This window comes from Sphingomonas canadensis (assembly GCF_026013525.1).
Lineage (GTDB): Bacteria > Pseudomonadota > Alphaproteobacteria > Sphingomonadales > Sphingomonadaceae > Sphingomonas > Sphingomonas canadensis.
This window is the reverse complement of the sequence record NZ_JAPDRA010000002.1, coordinates 13,534-33,178: the sequence shown is the minus strand read 5'-3', so window position 1 is coordinate 33,178 and position 19,645 is coordinate 13,534. Positions and strand designations below refer to the sequence as shown.

The following is a 19,645-nucleotide window of genomic DNA, read 5'->3' as shown; positions in this document are numbered from 1 at the left end:
GCCGCAATTGTTCGACGTGCGCGAGGGGATTGCATGCAGCGGGTATTGGTGACGGGCGGCGCGGGCTTCATCGGCTCGCATGTGGTCGACGAGCTTCAAGATCGCGGGGCCGAGGTCCACGTCATCGACAATTTCCTGAACGGGCGGCGCGAGCATCTTGCGGGGCTTCCCGCCGGGCGGCTGCACGAGGGCGACCTGCGCGACCGCGAATGGCTCGCCGGGGCCGTCGCCGCGATCGCGCCGGAGGAGGTATATCACCTCGCCGCGATACATTTCATCCCCTATTGCGACGCGCATCCGGCCGAAGCGGTGATGATCAACGTGGCCGGCACCCAGAACCTGCTCGATTCGCTTGCGGGCACGCCCGTAGCGCGGCTGTTCTTCGCCTCCACCGCAGCGGTCTATCCTCCCAAGGAAGGCGCGCATGTCGAGGGTGACCCGGTGAGCCCGATGGACGTCTATGGCGCCACCAAGGCCGCGGGCGAGACGCTGGTGCGCGCCTTCGGCCGGGCCAGTGGCGTCGCGGTGACGATCGGCCGCCTGTTCAACGCCGTCGGCCATCGCGAGACCAACCCCCACCTGCTGCCGGAAATCATGAAGCAGCTCGCCACGGGCACGCGCACGCTCAGCCTGGGCAACATCGATCCGCGCCGCGACTTCATCGACGCGCGCGACATGGCCCGTGCGATCACCGCGATCACCGGGCATCCGGGCACCTACAACATCGGTGCCGGCCGCCAGTACAGCGTCGAGGAGGTCGTGCGCATGTGCGAGGCGATCCTGGGCGAGCCGATCGCGATCGTTCAGGACCCCGCCCGCATCCGCAAGGTGGAGCGCCCCAGCCTGCTCGCGGGGACGGAAGCGCTACGCTCCGCCTCCGGCTGGGAGGCGCGCATCCCGTTCGAAACCACCCTCGCCGAACTGCTCCGCGCCTGAACGGCCGCATGCGGATCGCGATCATCAACCACGGCCTGTTCCCCTTCCTGATGGGCGGGATGGAGCGGCACACCCATTTCCTCGCCCACCACCTGGCGCAACTGGGCGAGGACGTGGAGGTGATCGTCCCCGAGCTGAAGCCGGAGCAGACGGCGGCGTTCGCGGCTGCGGGCAATCCCTACAAGCTCGTCCAGTTCCCCTGGCCGTCCGCGCGGCTCTGGCTGCGCTCAAACTATCTCTTCTCGGCGCAGGCCGCGCCCTATCTGCGCAGCGGCGGCTTCGACGCGGTCTATGCGCAGGGCTTCAACGCCTGGGCCTATCTGGCCGGCCCGCGCGACGACGGGGCGGTGACGCTGTACAATCCCCATGGGCTGGAGATGTTCAAGACCGTGGGGCTGGAGCAGACGCTGAAGAGCTGGCCGATGCGCTGGGCCGGACGCGCGCACGCGCGGCTGGCGGACCGCACCGTGTCGCTCGGCGGCGGGCTGACCGATGAGGTGCGCCGCTTCCTGCACGCGCCCGGCGCGCGGATCGTAACGCTGCCGAACGCGGTGGACCTGGACTATATCGACGGCTTTACCGGCGGCGCGCGCGCGGCGGACGGCATCCCGCGCTTCGTGTTCGTCGGGCGGCTGGAGGCCAACAAGGGCGTGGCCTATCTGTGCGAGGCGTTCGCCGGGCTGGATCGCGCGCACCTGACCATCGTCGGATCGGGGCCGCTGGAGGCCGATCTGCGCGCCCGCTTCGCCGGCCCCAATATCGAGTTCGCCGGCCGGCTGGACGATGCTGCGCTGTTCGCGCGCTATCGTGCGAGCGACTGTTTCGTCTTCGCCAGCCTGTACGAAGGCATGCCCACCGTGATCCTGGAGGCGATGGCGTGCGGCCTGCCGGTGATCGCGACGCGGATCGGCGCGGTCACGACCATGGTGGACGATGCCAACGGCTTCGTCGTGCCGCCGGCCTCCTCCGCCGATCTGCGCGGCGCGATCGAGGCTTTCCTGGCGCTGCCGCCCGCCGCGCGCGCGGGCATGGGCGCCGCATCACGGGCGCGGGTGACGGACAACTTCACCTGGCAGCACGTCGCGCGCGCGACGCGCGATACCGTCGCGGAACTGCGCCGATGAGCAATCCGGACGGGCCGCGCCTCCTGTACCTGGACGATATCCCCACGCCCTATCGCCTGGGCGTGCAGCGGCGCATCGCGGAGGATTGGCCGGGGCCGTTCCGCCTGGCCTATTGCGCGCAAGCCGAGCCGGGGCGCACCTGGGACCTCGACTTCACCGGGCTCGATCCGGTGATCCTGCCGGGCAGCCAGTGGCGGCCGCCGCGCCAGGTGAACCCCTTTTCAGTCAAGTGGAACCCGGGGGTGGGCCGCGCTCTGGATGCCTTCCAGCCGGACGTTGTGGTGCTTTCCGGCTATGTTCACCCCACCATGTGGATGGCGGCCCGCTGGTGCATCGCCAATCGCGTTCCCTATGCCGTCAGTTGCGAGACGAGCGCGCGCAACTCCGCCAGCTCTGGCCTGCGCTGGTTCGTCAAGCGCGCGGTGGCGGGATGGCTGGTGCGCAACATGGCGTTCGGCCTGCCGGTCGGGCGCGAGGCGGCGGAGTATCTGCGCCGCTTCGGCCCGTGCGACGTGCCGATGCACTATTTCCCCAACACGCCGGACACCGCCCCGATCGTGGAGGAGGCGGAGCGGCTGCGCGCCAACGGCGGCGAGCCTTCGCTGCGCGCCGAGCTGGGGATCGCGCCGGACGCGCGGATATTCCTGTTCGTCGGCCGCCTGATCCCGGCCAAACGCCCGCTGGACGCCGTGGTGGCGCTGAGCCGCGCCGCCGGAGCGGAGGGCGCGGCGCTGGTGATCGTCGGCGATGGCGAGCTAATGCCCCAGGTGCGCGCCGCCGCCGATGCCGATCCGCGGATCGTCACCACCGGCTGGATCAGGGATCAGGCGCTGATCGCCGGGCTGATGTCCATCGCCACCGCGATGATCCTGCCATCCGGGCACGAACCCTGGGGGGCGGTGGTCAACGAGGCGATGGCGGCAGGAACGCCGGTGATCTCGTCCGACCGGGTGGGCGCCGCCACCGAGCTGATCGACGACGGCGTCAACGGGTTCCTGGTGCCGGCGGGCGACGTGGCCGGCATCGCCGCGGCGATGGAGGCGCTGCTCGCCGATCCCGCGCGCGCCGATGCGATGGGTGCCGCCGCGCGCGCCACCGCGATCGCCCAAGGCGAGGAATTCGCAGCCGGAAACTTGATTTCGGGCGCGCTAGCGGCGACTGCTGCGAGGCGGGAGAGCAAGTGATGGCGGCCCATGCGAGCGATGCGTTGATCCAGTTCGGCTGCGGGCTTTCCGCGTCGGTCTGCCGGGGATTGATCGTTCGATGAACGGGCCGCTCGCCCAGCTCTTCGCGCGCCTCTCCGGCGACGTGCAACGCCCGCCGCGGCTGATGTACGCGCTGCTGATTGTCACGATCCTGGCCTTCACCGCCGCGAACAGCTTCGGCTCCGCCTTCTCCCGCGCGATGACGCTGGGCAAATGGGCGCCGCTGGCGGCGCTTACGGTGGTTTCGATCATCACCTTCTTCCGGCTGCGCACCCACCCGAAGGCGCCGGCGCTGGCGTCGATCATGATCGGAGCGCTGGCGCTGCTCACCGCCAGCTCGGCCATCAGCTCGCGCTCGCCCACGGTGTTCCTTAACGCGCTGACGGTCTTCGGCACGATCGCGGCGGGCTATTCGATCTCGGCCGTTCTGGTCGCGACCAACAGCCGGATGGCCTATTACCAGCTCATCGCGAACCTCTGCCGCATCATCGTCCTCTCGACGCTGCCCTTCTACATCCTGAACATCGATCTGGGCCGCGGCGGCGGCGCGATGGGCCTCAATGCCTGGACCGACAACGCCAACACGCTGGCGACGATCCTGGCGCCCGGCACGGTGGTGTTCGTTGCCGGCTGCCTGGCCCGCGGCGAGGGGTGGCAGTACAAGCATCTGCCCTTCCTGATGATCTCGCTCGGGCTGATCTGGGTCACCGGTTCCCGCGCGACCGTGGTGTGGATGATCCTCTCGGTCGGCGCCTTCTGGATCTATCGCCGCGGACTGGCGCTCAACACGCTGCTGGTGCTCGGCTTCGCGATGATCCTTACCATCTGGTGGCAGCCGATAATGGCCTATCTGGGCGACGCGCTGGGCCTCACCTCCGAATCGCTGCGGCGGCGCACCAGCGTGCTCAGCGGACGTGAGGAGGTGTGGCGCTACGGCTGGTCGCTGTTCGAGCGGCGGCCGTTCGAGGGCTATGGCCTGGGCACGTCGGAGGAGATTCTGACAGCCGCCAAATGGCGCTTCGTCCGGCACCAGGGCGGCCACTTCCATTCCTCCTACCTCACCGTCCTCGTCGAGCTCGGGCTCTGGGGACTCGTCACCTTCGTGCTCGGGCTGGGCGCCACGATCGTGCAGGCGCTGCGCGATTCGCGGCGCACGCAGAATCTGTCGAACGAGGCGTGGGTCTATTCCGCCCTGCCCTTCGCCTTGATGATGGGCGCGCTGGGCCATGCCGGGTTCGAGACCTGGGTGCTTTCCGCCGGCAATGTGAATACGCTCAACTTCTGGACCTGGTTCTGGCTGATCCACCACCAAACCCAGGTCAAGGTGCGCGCCAAGCCGCAACTGCTGCTGCCTGCGCCGAACGCATCGCAAAGGCTGCGGCCCGCCGCATGAAGCTGCTGCTGGTGTCGGCGAGCTTCGACCGGAGCCACGGCGGCCCCGCCTATTCGGTGCCGACGCTCGGCGCGGCGCTCGCGCGGGCGGGCGCCACCGTGGGCCTGTGGTGCGCGGACGGCGCCACCCCGCCCGAACGGCCGGGCGACGCGGCGTTGCTGGGCGGGACGCTGGACGAAGCGATCGCCGCATTCGGCAGGCCCGATCTGATCCACGACAACGGCATCTGGCTGCCCCACAACCACCGGCTGGCGGGGCTGGCGCGCCGGCTGGACATCCCTCGCGTCGTCAGCCTGCGCGGCATGCTGGAGCCCTGGGCGTTCAACCATAAGTGGCTGAAGAAGCGCATCGCCTGGCACCTTTACCAGCGCGCCGACCTGCGCTCCGCCAGCCTGCTCCACGCCACCAGCGAGGCGGAGGAGCGCAATGCCCGCGCCCGCGGGCTCGACGGCCCCTATTGCATGATCGCCAACGGCATGGACCTGCCCGCCGGCGCGCCGCGCCTGCCCCGCGCGCCGGGTGCGCCGCGCACCGCGCTGTTCCTGGGCCGGGTCTATCCGGTGAAGGGGCTGCCGATGCTGGTAGACGCCTGGGCGCGCGTGCGGCCGGCGGGATGGGAGCTGGTCATCGCCGGGCCGGACGAGGCGGGCCATGCCGCCGAGGTCGCCGCACGCATCGCCGCACACGGGCTAGGGGGAACGGTGCGGCTCCGCGGCCCGGTCTGGAATGGCGAGAAACGGGCGCTGCTGCGCTCCGCCGACCTTTTCGTACTGCCCAGCTATAGCGAGAATTTCGGCATCGCCGCGGCCGAGGCGCTGGCACACGGCCTGCCGGTGATCGCCACCACCGGGGCACCGTGGCAGCTTCTGGAGGAGCATCGCTGCGGCTGGTGGGTCGCGCCCGAAGCGGAAGCGATCGCCACCGCGATCGCCGCCGCCACCTCGGCGAGCGATGCCGAACGCGCGGCGATGGGCGACCGCGGTACCGCGCTGATCGCCGAACGCTTCCGCTGGGACGGCATCGCCGCCCGGTTCCTTGCCCAATATCGCGCGCTGACCACGCGGGACCTTGGAGAATCCTGAAGGGCGCGGCGTTTTTCTTTGTTCAATTGCACTTCCGGGGCAGACAAGCCCGGCACAAGGCGGCATTGCAGCGCCGAAATACGGGGACCGAGGATGCTGGACGAACTGCTTGCACGTATCGAGGGGCGCGATTTCACGATCGGCATCATCGGCATGGGCTATGTCGGCCTGCCGCTGGCGCTGACTGCGGTGGACCGCGGCTTCCGCGTGCTGGGCTTTGATGTCGATCCCGATCGCGTCGCACAGCTCAACGCGGGCGTCAGCGCGATCAAGCATATCCCCAGCGCGTCGATCGCCGCCGCCGTCTCCGCCGGCAGCTTTTCCGCGACCTGCGACATGAACCGGCTGGGCGAGCCGGACGCGATCCTGATCGCCGTCCCCACCCCGCTCGACCGGCATCAGGACCCGGATCTGTCCTATGTCGTGAAGAGTACCGAAGCGATCGCCCGGCGGCTGCGCGCGGGCCAGCTCGTCGTGCTCGAATCGACCACCTGGCCCGGCACCACGACCGAGGTGATGAAGCCGATCCTGGAGGCGGGCGGGCTGCGCGCGGGCAAGGACTTCTTCCTGGCCTTCTCGCCGGAACGCGAAGACCCCGGGAACCCGAAATACTCCAACGCCATCATCCCCAAGGTGGTGGGCGCCGACGATCCCGCATCGCGCGCGCTGGCCTGCCGCCTCTACGACAATCTGGTCGCGGGCACCGTTCCCGTCAGCTCCTCGGCTACCGCCGAGGCGGTGAAGCTGACCGAGAATATCTTCCGCTCGGTCAACATCGCGCTCGTGAACGAGTTGAAGCTTATCTACGACGCGATGGGCATCAACGTGTGGGAAGTGATCGACGCGGCGAAGAGCAAGCCCTTCGGATATATGGCATTCTATCCCGGCCCCGGCCTGGGCGGGCACTGTATCCCGATCGACCCCTTCTACCTCTCCTGGAAGGCGCGCGAGTTCGAAGTGCCCACGCGCTTCATCGAGCTTGCCGGCCTCATCAACAACGCGATGCCCCAGCACGTCGTCCACCGGCTGGCGGAGGCGATCGACAAACAGAGCGGGCGCGGCCTGAACGGCGCGCGCGTGCTGATCATCGGCATGGCCTACAAGAAGAACGTCGACGACATGCGCGAGAGTCCGTCGCTGCGCCTGACCGAACTGATCGAGGCGCGCGGCGCGCACACCGATTATCACGATCCCCACATCCCCGTTATCCCGCGCACGCGGGAGCATGCCGCCCTTGCCGGGCGACAGTCGGTGGCGCTGACGCCAGAGGTGCTGGCGAGCTATGACGCGGTGCTGATCGCGACCGATCATGACGATGTCGATTGGGGCCATGTCGTCGCGCACGCCCGGCTGGTGGTCGACACGCGCAACGCCTGTGCCGGGATCGATACGGACAAGGTGGTGCGCGCCTGATGGCGGCTGGCGGCCTTCGCGAGCTGCCCGGGCATCCGGGAGCGCTGGCGCATGAGAGCAGCTATGTCGATTCCCCCGCCACGATCGGCGCGGGCACGCGCATCTGGCATTTCTGCCACATATTGCCCGGCACCGTGATCGGCCGCGATTGCGTGCTGGGCCAGAATGTGATGGCCGGGCCGGACGTGCGGATCGGCGATCGCTGCAAGATCCAGAACAACGTCAGCATCTATAAGGGCGTGACGCTGGAGGACGGCGTGTTCTGCGGCCCCAGCGCCGTGTTCACCAACGTCAACAACCCGCGCGCCGAAATCGTGCGGATGGATGAGGCGCGGCCCACGCTGGTGCGCCGCGGCGCTTCGATCGGCGCCAATGCCACGATCGTGTGCGGCCATGTGCTTGGCGAATATTGCTTCATCGCCGCGGGCGCGGTGGTGACGCAGGACGTGCCCGATTTCGCGATGATGGCGGGGGTGCCCGCGCGCCGCATCGGCTGGATGAGCCGGGCCGGCGCCCGGCTCGGCCCCGGCCTTGTCTGCCCGATCGACGGATCGCGCTACCGGGAGACCGGCGATGGCCGACTTGCAGCCGAATAAGCCCCCGCGCATCGAACTGATCGATCTCGCCGCCCAGCAGGCGCGGCTGCGCCCTGCGATCGACGCGGCGATCGCCCGTGTGCTCGATCACGGCCAATATATCATGGGGCCGGAGGTCGCCGAGCTGGAGGGCGCGCTGGCGACCTTCACCGGCGCGCGGCATGCGATAAGCTGCGCCAGCGGCACCGATGCGCTGCTGATTTCGATGATGGCGCTGGGCGTGGGGCCGGGCGACGCGGTGCTGTGCCCCGGCTTCACCTACACCGCCACGCCGGAAGCGATCGCGCTGCTGGGCGCGACGCCGGTGTTCGTCGATGTCGATGCGGGGAACTTCAACCTTGACCCGGCCGGAATCGCCGCCGGCATCGCGCTTGCCCGCGCAAGGGGCCTGCGCCCGTCGGGGCTGATCGCCGTCGATCTGTTCGGCCTGCCCGCCGACTATGCCGCGATCCGCCAGGCGGCGGAGGGGCTGTGGATTCTGGCCGATGCGGCGCAATCCTTCGGCGGCGCGACGCCTGCCGGGCGCGTCGGCACCTTCGGCACGCTCACCGCGACCAGCTTTTTCCCGGCCAAGCCGCTCGGCTGCTACGGCGATGGCGGCGCGCTGTTCACCGATGACGACGATCTGGCCTCGATCTGCCGTTCGATCCGCCTTCATGGCCGCAGCACGGTGGACAAATATGATATCGAGCGGATCGGCGTGAACGGCCGGCTCGACACCATCCAGGCCGCGATCCTCCTCCAGAAGCTCAGCGTGTTCGAAGAGGAGATCGCGCTGCGCCAGGCGGTGGCGCACCGCTATGCGGAGGGGCTGGGCGACGTGGTGCAGGTCCCGGTGGTGCCGGAGGACGCCGTCTCGGTCTGGGCGCAATATACGATCCGCGTGCCCGGCGGCCGCCGCGATGCCGTGCAGGCCGCGCTGAAGTCCGCAGGCGTGCCCAGCGCCGTCTATTATCCGCGGCCGGTCCACCATCAGGGCGCCTACCGCCACTATCCGTTCACCGGCAACGGCCTGCCCGTGTCGGAGCGGCTTTGCGCGGAGGTGCTGAGCCTGCCGATGCACCCCTATCTGGCCGCGCAGGACCAGGATTACGTCATCGCCGCGCTCAGGGCCGCGATCCGGGGCTGAGGCTCCGCGTCAGCGGACGCGGCGTTGCGCCGAAATCCGCACGTCGCCCAGCCGCGCGCTGGCCGAGCTGGAAGCGTCGATCGCGGAAAACTCGATCTCCAGCCACCGGTAGCGGCAGGAATCGGGTTCCGCGGTGAAGCGCAGGTCCACCTCGCCCTCCAGCCGCGCGAGCAGGGGGGGCGTGGCGCCCGCCCCGGCGCAGCGCAGGTGGAACAACAGCTCCGATCCGCTCGGCAGCGTGGCCGTGGCGAGCTTGGCGAGCAGCGCATAATCCCCCGGCGGCACCTCCACCAATTGCCGCGCCACGACACCGCTGGAGCCCGATTCGGCGCTGACCTCGAGCACTCCGGCAACCGGATCGAGCGCCGCGCCGGTGCGTCCGTCGCTAAGCAGATCCCAGTCGAGCGGCGGCAGCGTCTCTTCTTCCGCAAAGCCCGGGTTGCGCACCAGCCCCACCGACAGATCGATCGGCGCGAAGCGGCGGCCGAGCTGCATCGCCAGATCGAACCGCTCGTTCTTGACCAGCGCCAGCACCAGCTCGCGATCGATGTCGCCGGCTTCCTTGGTACCGCCCAGCATCTGCTCGCGCAGTTGCACCGCGTTGGGGAGCGCCGCCGGGACTTCGGTGACGGCCGACCAGAACTGGCCGCTCCAGTCCGGATTGCGTGCCAGCGCCGCGCGGAAGAAGGGCACCACGCCCGGCTGGGCCAGGCCCTGCGCCAAAGCCGGGACATAGAGCGTGGCCTGATCCGGGCGCACGCGCAGCGCCTCGTCCACCAGCCGCAGCGCCGCAGCGCCATCGCCGGACTTGCTGGAATCGAGGATCAGCCACGAATTGGCGATCTGTTCGCGCTTGCTGAAGGCGTTGGCCATGCGGAACAGCTCGCCTGCACGCCGCCCGTCGCCGCGCGCCTCGCTCGCCATGGCCAGGATCGAGATCGCGGTGACGGCATAGGGCTCGCGACGCAGCGCCTCGCGCGCCAGCGCCGCCTGGCCCGCCGCCGCGCCGCCGTTCTGGAAATTGGTGCCGGCCAGGATCAGCTTCTGCGCCGCCAGATTCTGATAGGCGAAGCCGTTGCGCGGGCTGACCGACAGCGCCAGCGCCGGGCTGGAGCCCTTGGCCACGCCGCCCAGCGCCGATGCGCCCAGGAACACCGCAGCCAGCAGCGCCACGCCCCAGATCAGCAGAACCCGGGGCTGAAGGATCGAACCCGCAACCGGCATCAGGCGCGCTGCCCCGCCGCTCCTTGCTGCCGGGCCTCGCGGCCCTGGCCATAGCCGTACCCATAGCCATAGCCGTAGCCATAGCTGCTGTTACGCCCGTCGAGCTTGGTAACCAGCGCACCGAAGATCTTGGCGCCCGGTAGCTCCAGCCGCCGCAGCGCGCCGCGCACCACGCGGATCTTGCCCACGTTCGATTCGATCACGAACAGCACGCCGTCGACGAAGCGGCTGAGCAGCGGCGCATCCGCCAGGCCCAGAACCGGCGGCGCATCGATGATGATGTGCGCATAATCGCGCGACAGGGTAGCCAGCAGCTCGCGGAACCGCTCCGACGCGATCAGCTCGGCCGCGTTCGGCGGCGTCGGGCCTGCGGTGATCACCGAGAAGGGCTGCCCCTCCGGCCGCTGGATGATGTCGCTCACCTGCACCGCGCCGACCAGATAGTTGCTGAGCCCCGGGCCGTGCGATCCTTCCACCAGATCCTCGAGCCGGGTGTTGCGCATGTCGGCGTCGATCAGCAGCGTCGACGCCCCGGTCTCGCCGAACAGGCGCGCCAGCGCGAAAGCCGACAGGCTCTTGCCCTCGTTCGGGCGCGAGCTGGTGAGCATGAAGACCTTCGGCGCGCCCTTCTCGGTAAGGAACGACAGGTTGGTGCGCACCGCCAGATAGCTCTCGTAGAGATGCGTCTTCTTGTCGCGAAGCTGCGCCGCCACGTCGCGTTCGTCGACGCGCGGGATCGTGCCGAGCAGCGGAAGGCCCAGCTCCCGCTGCACATCGGCCGGATCGCGCAGGCTCTGGTCGATCTCCTCGGCCACGATCACATAGGCCGCCGACAGCATGATGCCGACCAGCAGCGCAACCAGGATGTTGCGCGGCAAATAGGGATCGGACGGGCTGCCGGGCACGCGCGCGACATCGACGATGGCGATGTTGTTGGTGCCCACGCCCGCGACGCCGATTTCCTTGTAGCGCTGGAGCAGCCCGTCATAGAGCTGGCGGTTGGTGTCCACCTCGCGCTCCAGGATCGTGTACTGGATCAGGTCGCTGCGCTGGGTGTTGTAGTTCTGCTTCAGCCCGTCGAGCTGGGTGCGGAGCTTGGCCTCCTTGGCCGCGGCGCTGCGATAGGCCGCCTCCGCATCGCCGCGCGAACGGCCGGATTCCTGCTGGATGCTCTGGTCGAGCGCCAGGATCTCCGAACGCAGCGCCTCCGCCTCGGGATAGCCGGGCTCGAACTTGGTGAGCAGCGCCGAATAGCGCGCGGCAAGCTCGGCACGGCGCTGGCGCAGGCTGGCGACGGTGCCCTGCGACGGCGCGTTCGGATTGGCCACGGAGGCACGCATCGCCGCCTCGGCCGTGATCCGCTCGGTAATCGCTTCGGACAGCGCGGCGTTGAGCGCGGTCAGCTCGTCGCCGACCAGCGTCTTGCTGCCCGCCGAACGGCCCTGCGCGTCCGTCGCGGTCAGCGCCACGATGCCGCGGCTGGAGGCATAGGCCACCAGCTCGCGCTCCGAAGCCTCAAGCCGGGTACGAAGCTGGTTCAGCCGCTGCTCCAGGAAGGCGCGCGCGTCGGACGTGGTGGCGAAGCGGCGGTCCAGGCTAGCCTGCACATATTCCTGCACCCAGGCGTTGGCGACCTTCGCGGAGAATTCCGCGCTCGGGCTGACGAAGTTCACGTCCACCAGGTTGGAGTTGCCCACCGGATCGACCTCGATCCCGTCGAGCAGGATCGACGCCGCGCTCTTCAGCCGCGCCGCCTGCTCGCCGGCGCTGCGCTTCGCCTTGGGCGCGCTGCCGGCGTCGGCGCTGCCGCCCGAATACATCGCGAAGAAGCGGTCGTCGTTCTGGAGGCCCAGCACGCGCGCGACACGCTCGGCCAGCGAATGCGCGCGCAGCAGATTGTACTGGGTTTCATAGAATTGCGCGTCGCGGCCGCGATCCTCCACCTGCACGCCTTCCAGGTTGGTCACCTTCGGCTGGATGCGGCTGATCTCCATGCGCGCGGTGGCGCTGTATTGCGGCTGGGTGAGCAGATAGACGATCACCCCCACCGCCATGCTGAGTGCGAGGATGATCGCGATGACCAGCCAGCGGCCGACGACCGCCTGCCAATAGCGCTCGAGGATCGAAACCGCCTGCTCGTCCAGCGACATCCGCCGCTGGGCCGGCGCCGCCGCTTCCACCGTCTCGCCGCCGAAGGGCGCTTCTTCATACACCGTCGACACGCGCGGATTACCTCGTCAGCAGAAGGATGAGCGGCGCGGTGAGCACCGGTGTTGCGGCCAGGAAGTCCTGGAACATGCGGCGTGCCTTCGAATCGCCGACGATCACGATGTCGTTCGCGAAGACCTCCGGATCCTCGTAATTGCCGCGCCGGATCGCCGCGAGGTTGTAGAGGCCCACATAGCGCTGGCCGCCGACGGTGCGGAAGATCACCACATCGTCCAGCCGGGCATATTCGGATGTTCCGCCCGCGGTGGCGACCGCGCGCATCAGCGTCTGGCGGCCGATCACCTGATACTGGCCCGGCTTCAGCACCTGGCCGTCGACCGTGAGCGCCTGGCTGACGCGCTCGACCACGTTCACGCTGACCTGGGGGTTCTTGACATAGGGCCGCAGCCGCTCGGTCAGGTCGGCCACGATCGTGCGCGGATCGCGGCCGGCGGCCTGAACCTCGCCCACCAGCGGGAACAGGAAGGTGCCGCTGGCGTCCACCGTCACGGCGCGGTGCAGGTCCTGCACGCCGTATACGTCGATATCGATCTTGTCGAAGGCGCCGATCAGCAACGGCTCGCTCTCGGTCAGCCGGTCCGCCGGCTGGGGGCGCGGCATGCCGGTTTCGGGCGCCATCTGGATGCCCGGGGCCTGCGCCATCTCGCGGATGCGGCCCTCGCAGCCGGAAAGCAGCATCACGGCCAGAAACGCGCCTGCCACGGCGGCGGCGGGTCTGAACTTCATTCGCCTTCCCCTCGAATCACGGTATCCTCCGGTCATTGGGATACAGCCAAGCCTCTGCACCATCTAGCGCCGCTGCGACGATCTGCGCCGCCCCGCGTCGGCCGCCGGTTCGGGCGGGTCGGCGAACAGGGCGATCAGCAGCACCGCATAGAGCATCATCGACGGGACGCGCAGCGGATAATCGAGCAGGCTGGCGGCCAGCAGCAGCACCAGCGCGAAGCCGGCGCACGCCGCCAGCCGCACGCGCTGCTTCGCTGCGCCGCGCAGCCGCCAATGCTGCGCCCCCCGCTGCACCGCCCAGGCCGCAAAGGCCCCGGCCAGCGCCAGCGCGGGCAGCCCGCCTTCGATGATCCACTGCAACCAGTCGTTATGGGCGTTGTTCAGATAGGTTTCCTGCAGCAGCGCGGCCGTCTCATAGCGCGGAAAGACGTTCTCGAACGCGCCGAAGCCGATGCCGAACAGGAAATTGTCCGAAGCCATCTTGCTGATCACGCCGAACGCCCGGACGCGCAGCTCGTCCGCGACGGAGAGGTTCACCAGCCGGTCGATCGTCTCCCCGCGGGCGAACAGCAGCGCCAGCGCCACCAGTGCGGCCACGCCCAGCACGGCAAGGCTCAGGTTGCGGCGCAGCCGGTCCGCCCTGCGCATCGCATCGGCCCGCCGCGTTCCCAGCTCCACTGCCGTGCGATATGCCGCGACGAAGCCGAGCGCGAGCACGCCGACCAGCAATCCCGCGCGCGATCCGTTGATCAGCAGCACGACCAGCAGCAGCAGACCCGCGCACAGGGGCAGCACCAACCCCAGATCCGGCCCGCGCCTGCGCCCGGATGCCGGCCGCCGTTCCAGCACCAGATGACCGACGAAGATCAGCATCGTGGCGGCCAGCACCGCGTTGTGATTGCGATTGGCGAACAGGCCGACGGCGTTGCCCTCATTGGTGATCGCATAGAGGTACAGCGGGCCGTGCCCGCCCATGGCGAGCTGGGCGAGGCCCAGCAGCGCGCTGGCCGAGGCCGCGATCACCAGCACCATCGGCAACAGCCGCCGCCGCTCGTCCGGCAGCACCGAATAGAGCAGCAGCCCGGCCAGCGGCACGACCAGCGAACACAGCGAATTCAGCGTCTTGGACGGCGAAAGCGAGATCGGGCGCCAGATGCCGTCCAGCCCCGCCGCATGGTCCATCGCGGCGATGGCGGCACGATCGGGCAGCGATTGCCACAGCGCGGGCGGCAACGGGACGAGCTGGAGGATCATCCACCCCGCCAGCCCCAGCAGCAGCAGCAGCGGCACGCGCAGCCGCGCCAGCCCGGTCCCGCTGCCGACGGTCAGCGCATAGGCGATGAAAAAGGCGCAGGCCGGGCGCAGGAAGACCAGCGACTGGATGTCGTCACGCGATCCGCCGCCGGTAAGGAATACCAGCGCGACAAAGGCCAGGAACACGATGAAGCGGCGATCGCCGCTGCGCATTCCCCGGCGCGCGGTAAGATGCGCGGCGCCGCCGCCCGGGGCCGGACCGAATCCCGATGATCCTGCCAAAACCCCTTACCCCTCGAACATCCCTGGATTGATTGCTTCGCAAGGGGCGATCCCGAACCCCGCGCTTCGATTTTTTCTCGAATGGTCACGGGGCTATAGGTCCGCCCATCCGGAACCGCAACCGCCATCGTCCGGGCGCCGCGAACGGCCGCGCGTTGACCCCCGCCCCGCCCGCTGCCAAGGCGGGCGGATGGAGAAGAGGCGATCCCGCAGCATCGGCCCCGCCACGGGCAACCGGGGCGTACAGCGGCGATGAAACTGTCGATCGTCACCGTTTCCTGGAACGCGGCCGCCACGATCGGCGACACGCTCCGCTCCGTCGCCGCGCAGACGGGCGCGGACATCGAGCATATCGTGATCGACGGCGGATCGCGCGACGACACGATGGCGATCGTCGGCCGCTTCCCCCATGTCGCCAGGGCGGTCAGCGAGCCCGACAAGGGCATCTACGACGCGATGAACAAGGGGCTGGCGCTGGCGACCGGCGACGCGGTGGGCTTCCTCAACTCCGACGATTTCTTCTGCCGCACCGACGCGGCGGCCCGGATCGCCGCCGGGCTGGAGGCAAGCGGCGCGGACCTCGTCTCCGGTGCGGTCGCCATCGTCGCGCGCGACGACATGGCGCGGGTGCGCCGCCATTACCGCGCCCGCGGCTTCCAGCCCTGGATGCTGCGCTTCGGCCATATGCCGCCCCACCCGGCCTTCTATGCCCGGCGCGAGGCGCTGGTGCGCGCGGGCGGGTTCGACGCCGGGTTCCGCATCGCGGGCGATTTCGAGCTGATCGTGCGGCTGTTCGCGGGCGGCGCGCGGCTGCACACGCTGGACGAGACGCTGGTGGGATTCCGCGACGGCGGCGCCAGCGTGGACCGCCGCACGATGAATGGCGAGATACTGGGCGCGCTCCGCCGCAACGGCATCGCCAGCGCGCCCGCGCTGCTGTGGGCGCGCTATCCGTTCAAGGCGGTACAGCTCCTGCGCAGGCCCAGCGACTATCATGTGCCGCCCTGGATCGGTTAGCGCTGCCTTAAGCCCCGGCTGCTAGGTGCCGGGCGCATGAGCAAGCCGCGCGTCCTGATCGTATTCGGCACCAGGCCCGAAGCCATCAAGCTGTTCCCCGTCGTCTCCGCATTGAAGGCGGAGGGCAGCGTGGAGGTGCGCACCTGCGTCACCGCCCAGCATCGCGGGCTGCTCGATCAGGTGCTGGCGATCGCCGGGCTGGTTCCCGACAGCGATCTGGACATCATGCAGCCGGGCCAGACGCTCGACGCGCTCACCGCGCGGCTCCTGCTCGCGCTGGGCGAGGTGTTCGACCGCGAGAAGCCCGACCGGGTAATCGTCCAGGGCGACACCACCACGGTGATGGCCGCCGCGCTCTCCGCCTATTACCGCAAGGTGCCGGTCAGCCATGTCGAGGCCGGGCTGCGTTCGGGCGACATCTACCAGCCCTGGCCGGAGGAGGTGAACCGCCGCGTCGTGGCGCCGATCGCCGACCAGCATTTCGCGCCGACCCAAACCGCCGCGGACGCGCTGCTGCGCGAAAACATCGATCCCGCCACGGTGCATGTCACCGGCAACACGGTGATCGACGCGCTGCACTGGACGCGCGACCGGATCGCGGCCGATCCGTCGCTGGCCGCCGGGCTCGATCCGATCGCGGCGCGCTTCGCGGGCAAGCGGATCGTGCTGGTCACCACCCACCGGCGCGAGAATTTCGGTTCGGGGATGGAGGGGATCGCCCATGCCATCGCCCGCATCGCGGACCGGCCGGACACCGCGATCCTGTTTCCGATGCACCCCAACCCCAATGTCGCGGTGGCGATGGACGCGATCCTGGGCGACCGGCCCAACGTCGCGCGCATCGATCCGCTCGACTACCCCCATTTCATCCGCGCCCTGGAACTGTGCGAGGTCGTGCTCTCCGATTCGGGCGGGGTGCAGGAAGAGGCGCCCGCGCTGGGCAAGCCCGTGCTGGTGATGCGCGAGACCACCGAGCGGCCGGAGGGCGTGGCCGCCGGCACCGCGAAGCTGGTCGGAACGGGCACCGCACGTATCGTTTCCGAAATCTCAACCCTCCTCGACGTACCTGAGGCCTATTCCGCGATGGCGCGCGCCCACAATCCGTTCGGCGACGGTCACGCGGCAAAACGGATCGCAGGGATAGTCGCCGAATGGGCCCGGAATCTGAACTGAAGGTCGCAGTCGTCGGGCTTGGCTATATCGGCCTGCCCACCGCCGCGGTGATCGCGCGCACGGGCGCGATGGTGCTTGGCGTGGACGTGCGCGAGGACGTGGTCGCCACGGTCAACTCGGGCAGGGTGCATATCGAGGAGATCGACCTCGACGGCCTGGTCTCCGGCGTGGTGGCGCGCGGCACGCTGCGCGCGTCGACCCAGATCGAGCCGGCCGACGTGTTCGTGATCGCGGTGCCGACGCCCTTCTGCGAGAATCACGCCCCCGACATCGGCTATGTCCTGAAGGCCACCACCACGGTGGCGACGGTGCTGAAGCCCGGCGACACGGTGATCCTCGAATCGACCTCGCCGGTGGGCACTACGGAGAAGCTGGCCGAATTCCTCTCGCAACTCCGCCCGGACCTGAAGATCCCCGGCCATTGCGATGGCACGCCCGATGTCGCCGTCGCCTATTGCCCGGAGCGCGTGCTGCCCGGCCGCATCGTCGTCGAGCTGATCGACAATGATCGCTGCATCGGCGGCATTACCGCGCGGTGCAGCCGCAAGGCGCTGCAATTCTACCGCCGCTTCGTGCGCGGCGCCTGCGTCACCACCACGGCACGCGCGGCGGAGATGACCAAGCTGGTCGAAAACGCCTTCCGCGACGTCAACATCGCCTTCGCCAACGAGCTTTCGGTGATCGCGGGCGGCATGGGGATCGACGTTTGGGAGGTGATTCGCCTGGCCAACCGCCATCCGCGCGTGAACATCCTGTCGCCCGGCCCCGGCGTGGGCGGGCATTGCATCGCGGTGGACCCCTGGTTCATCGTCCATGGCGATCCCGAGAACGCCCGGCTGATCCGCACCGCGCGCGAGGTGAACGATGGCAAGACCGACTATACCATCGCCCGCGCCGAGGAGCTGATTGCGCAGATTCCGGGTGCGCCGGTCGCGTGCCTGGGCCTGGCGTTCAAGGCGAACATCGACGATTTCCGCGAGAGCCCGGCGCTGAAGGTCGCCGAGCATCTGGCCGAACGGCACGGCAGCCGCATCCGCGTCGTGGAGCCGCATGCCGGCGCGCTGCCGCCCAGCCTGGCGCAGCATGGCGCCACGCTGATCGACATCGACACCGCGATCGAAACCTGCCCGGTCTTCATCGTGCTGGTCGATCATGAGGTGTTCAAATCGATCCCGCTGGGCGAGCGCGCGAACAAGCTGGTGTACGATACGCGCGGCATCTGGCCGGATCAGCCCAGGCCGGACGCACCGTCGGCGGGATTGCGCCTGGCGGTCTGAACCGGCGGCGCGTTCCTGCTCCAAAGCGGGACTCGCGATCGTTGCCGGAACGCAACGCGCTGCGCAGCATTTTGCATATCGGGCCTGCGCGGGCTTGCCCGTAACGATCGAATCGCCTAGCCCGTTTGATAAGTAGCGCAGGTTTCGCAGCAATTGGCATCGCATCTTCTGATGGACGCTAAGCACCGGGACCAGCAAACAGTTCCGGGTGGACACCGCCAATCCTATCGGATAAGGCTGGGGAAAGCCCGACAATGGCTTGAGAGGGAGAACGCGAAGTGAAATCCAAGAAGTTGGTGGCAATCGCGACCGCGCTTTCGCTGGTCACGATTTCCTCGGCGGCGATCGCCCAGTCGGCGGCTCCCGCCCCCGCGACCGAAGAGGTTTCGGGTGAGAGCCAGATCAAGGGCAGCACCGCGGTTGTCGGCCTGCTGGCGCTTGCGGCGATCATCGCCGGCTCGGTCATTGCGGCCGGTGGTAAGAAGAGCCCGACCAGCCCGTAACAGGCGCGCGATATATCGCGTTTCGAAGGAGCCGGGCCGAAACGCCCGGCTTTTTCTTTTTTGGAGCTTCCGTGGTCCTTCGCTCCCACCCGGCGGCACCCGCCGCGTTCCTGATCGCCGCCGCGCTGCTCCCGGCCGCCGGAATCCCCGCGACGGCCATCGAGGCGGCCATTGCCTCGCCCCTTACCCGGCCCCAGCCCGAATCGGGCAGCTTCCTGCGCGAAGCCGACTATCGCATCGCCCGCATCGGCTATCGCATCGCCACCCGCGGCAGCGCGCTCTGCCCGCAGCAGGTTCCGCTCGGCGGCATGCTGCTCCACCATCTCGCCGAATATGGCCGCGCGGATCGCCCGGCGATGGCCACGCAGGGCCTGGACCGCGGGCCGGGCGTGCTCGCGGTGGTTCCCGGCGGCCCCGCCGATGCCGCCGGCCTGCGTGCGGGCGACGTGCTGCTCGCCGCAAACGGCGCTGCCTTCGCCTCCCCGGTCGAGATCGCCGCGCTGCCGGACCGCGACCAATGGCGCCCCCGGCTGGAGGCCGAGGAGGCACGGCTCGAATCGCTGATGGCTGCCGGCCCGGTCCGGCTCGCGCTGCTGCGCGACGGTGCCCCGCTAGCCGCCACGCTGACCCCGGTGAGGGGCTGTCCGCTGCGCGTCCGCCTGGCCGCCTCGTCCCAGCTCACCGCGGTCACCCAGGGCGGCCGCTACATCGTCCTCACCGATGCGCTGGTGGCGCTGACCCGCAACGATGACGAGATCGCGTTCCTGATCGCGCATGAGCTGGCCCATATCGCGCTGGAGCACACCGCCCGGATGGCGGAGGCGGGCGTGCCCAGGCGCGGCATCGCGCGGGGCGCGGGCGCCAACGGCCGGGTCGTCCGCCGGACCGAGGAAGAGGCCGACCGGCTGGGCGGAGAGCTGGTGCTGGCCGCGGGCTATGACCTGGCGCTGGGCGTGGAGATACTGGCGCGCATGCCGGAGGGGCTGCCCAACTTCGGGCTGTTCCGCACCCATCCGCCGACCGGGGAACGCATCCGTGCGATGCGCGCGCTGGCGGCCGCCCACGCCGCGCGCTGATCCGGC

17 protein-coding genes are annotated in these 19,645 nt (G+C 69.3%); 13 read left to right on the top strand and 4 right to left on the bottom strand.

The window, feature by feature from the left end:
- Positions 1-33: 33 nt before the first annotated feature.
- From OM513_RS05065 to OM513_RS05030, 8 genes are all read left to right on the top strand, one after another.
- A complete protein-coding gene (locus tag OM513_RS05065; protein ID WP_264943077.1) occupies positions 34-936 on the top strand; it encodes an NAD-dependent epimerase/dehydratase family protein in 903 nt (300 codons plus the stop codon).
- A gap of 8 nt (positions 937-944) precedes the next feature.
- Positions 945-2,060: a glycosyltransferase family 4 protein gene (locus OM513_RS05060; protein ID WP_264943076.1), complete on the top strand. Its 1,116-nt coding sequence runs from the start codon at positions 945-947 to the stop codon at positions 2,058-2,060.
- Positions 2,057-3,244: a glycosyltransferase family 4 protein gene (locus OM513_RS05055; RefSeq protein ID WP_264943075.1), complete on the top strand. Its 1,188-nt coding sequence runs from the start codon at positions 2,057-2,059 to the stop codon at positions 3,242-3,244. Before OM513_RS05060 ends, OM513_RS05055 begins: the two co-directional genes overlap by 4 nt.
- Positions 3,245-3,323: 79 nt before the next feature.
- Positions 3,324-4,658: an O-antigen ligase family protein gene (locus OM513_RS05050; RefSeq protein WP_264943074.1), complete on the top strand. Its 1,335-nt coding sequence runs from the start codon at positions 3,324-3,326 to the stop codon at positions 4,656-4,658.
- Positions 4,655-5,740: a glycosyltransferase gene (locus OM513_RS05045; protein WP_264943073.1), complete on the top strand. Its 1,086-nt coding sequence runs from the start codon at positions 4,655-4,657 to the stop codon at positions 5,738-5,740. The genes OM513_RS05050 and OM513_RS05045 overlap by 4 nt, the downstream gene beginning before the upstream one ends.
- A gap of 93 nt (positions 5,741-5,833) precedes the next feature.
- Positions 5,834-7,153: a nucleotide sugar dehydrogenase gene (locus OM513_RS05040; protein WP_264943072.1), complete on the top strand. Its 1,320-nt coding sequence runs from the start codon at positions 5,834-5,836 to the stop codon at positions 7,151-7,153.
- Positions 7,153-7,749 (top strand): acyltransferase, encoded by a 597-nt coding sequence (locus OM513_RS05035; RefSeq protein ID WP_319951600.1) that lies wholly within the window; start codon positions 7,153-7,155, stop codon positions 7,747-7,749. Before OM513_RS05040 ends, OM513_RS05035 begins: the two co-directional genes overlap by 1 nt.
- Complete coding sequence (locus OM513_RS05030; RefSeq protein ID WP_264943071.1) at positions 7,727-8,878, top strand: DegT/DnrJ/EryC1/StrS family aminotransferase; 1,152 nt, start codon at positions 7,727-7,729, stop codon at positions 8,876-8,878. The genes OM513_RS05035 and OM513_RS05030 overlap by 23 nt, the downstream gene beginning before the upstream one ends.
- Before the next feature lie 9 nt (positions 8,879-8,887).
- On the opposite strand, the gene OM513_RS05025 is transcribed toward OM513_RS05030, so the two are convergent.
- The 4 genes from OM513_RS05025 to OM513_RS05010 form a co-directional block, all read right to left on the bottom strand.
- Positions 8,888-10,102 carry a tetratricopeptide repeat protein gene (locus OM513_RS05025; RefSeq protein ID WP_264943070.1) on the bottom strand — a complete coding sequence of 405 codons (1,215 nt, stop codon included), beginning with the start codon at positions 10,100-10,102 and terminating at the stop codon, positions 8,888-8,890.
- On the bottom strand, positions 10,102-12,324 hold the full coding sequence (locus OM513_RS05020) for a GumC family protein (protein ID WP_264943069.1): 2,223 nt from the start codon (positions 12,322-12,324) through the stop codon (positions 10,102-10,104). The genes OM513_RS05025 and OM513_RS05020 overlap by 1 nt, the downstream gene beginning before the upstream one ends.
- A gap of 7 nt (positions 12,325-12,331) precedes the next feature.
- Positions 12,332-13,057 (bottom strand): polysaccharide biosynthesis/export family protein, encoded by a 726-nt coding sequence (locus OM513_RS05015; protein WP_264943068.1) that lies wholly within the window; start codon positions 13,055-13,057, stop codon positions 12,332-12,334.
- Positions 13,058-13,120: 63 nt separating this feature from the next.
- Positions 13,121-14,524, bottom strand: a complete 1,404-nt coding sequence (locus OM513_RS05010) for an O-antigen ligase family protein (protein ID WP_264943067.1) — start codon at positions 14,522-14,524, stop codon at positions 13,121-13,123.
- A gap of 321 nt (positions 14,525-14,845) precedes the next feature.
- On the opposite strand from OM513_RS05010, the gene OM513_RS05005 reads away from it, so the two are divergent.
- The 5 genes from OM513_RS05005 to OM513_RS04985 all read left to right on the top strand — a co-directional run bounded on the left by OM513_RS05005 (position 14,846) and on the right by OM513_RS04985 (position 19,639).
- Complete coding sequence (locus OM513_RS05005; RefSeq protein ID WP_264943066.1) at positions 14,846-15,610, top strand: glycosyltransferase family 2 protein; 765 nt, start codon at positions 14,846-14,848, stop codon at positions 15,608-15,610.
- 36 nt (positions 15,611-15,646) lie between these two features.
- Positions 15,647-16,783, top strand: coding sequence for a non-hydrolyzing UDP-N-acetylglucosamine 2-epimerase (gene wecB / locus OM513_RS05000; RefSeq protein WP_264943065.1), 1,137 nt, complete (start codon positions 15,647-15,649; stop codon positions 16,781-16,783).
- Positions 16,762-18,060, top strand: coding sequence for a UDP-N-acetyl-D-mannosamine dehydrogenase (wecC, locus tag OM513_RS04995; protein ID WP_264943064.1), 1,299 nt, complete (start codon positions 16,762-16,764; stop codon positions 18,058-18,060). Before wecB ends, wecC begins: the two co-directional genes overlap by 22 nt.
- Before the next feature lie 278 nt (positions 18,061-18,338).
- Entirely contained in the window at positions 18,339-18,563 is a 225-nt protein-coding gene (locus OM513_RS04990; RefSeq protein WP_264943063.1) for a hypothetical protein, read from the top strand.
- A 71-nt stretch (positions 18,564-18,634) separates the two neighbouring features.
- Positions 18,635-19,639, top strand: a complete 1,005-nt coding sequence (locus OM513_RS04985; protein ID WP_264943062.1) for a M48 family metallopeptidase — start codon at positions 18,635-18,637, stop codon at positions 19,637-19,639.
- The last annotated feature ends 6 nt before the right edge of the window (positions 19,640-19,645 follow it).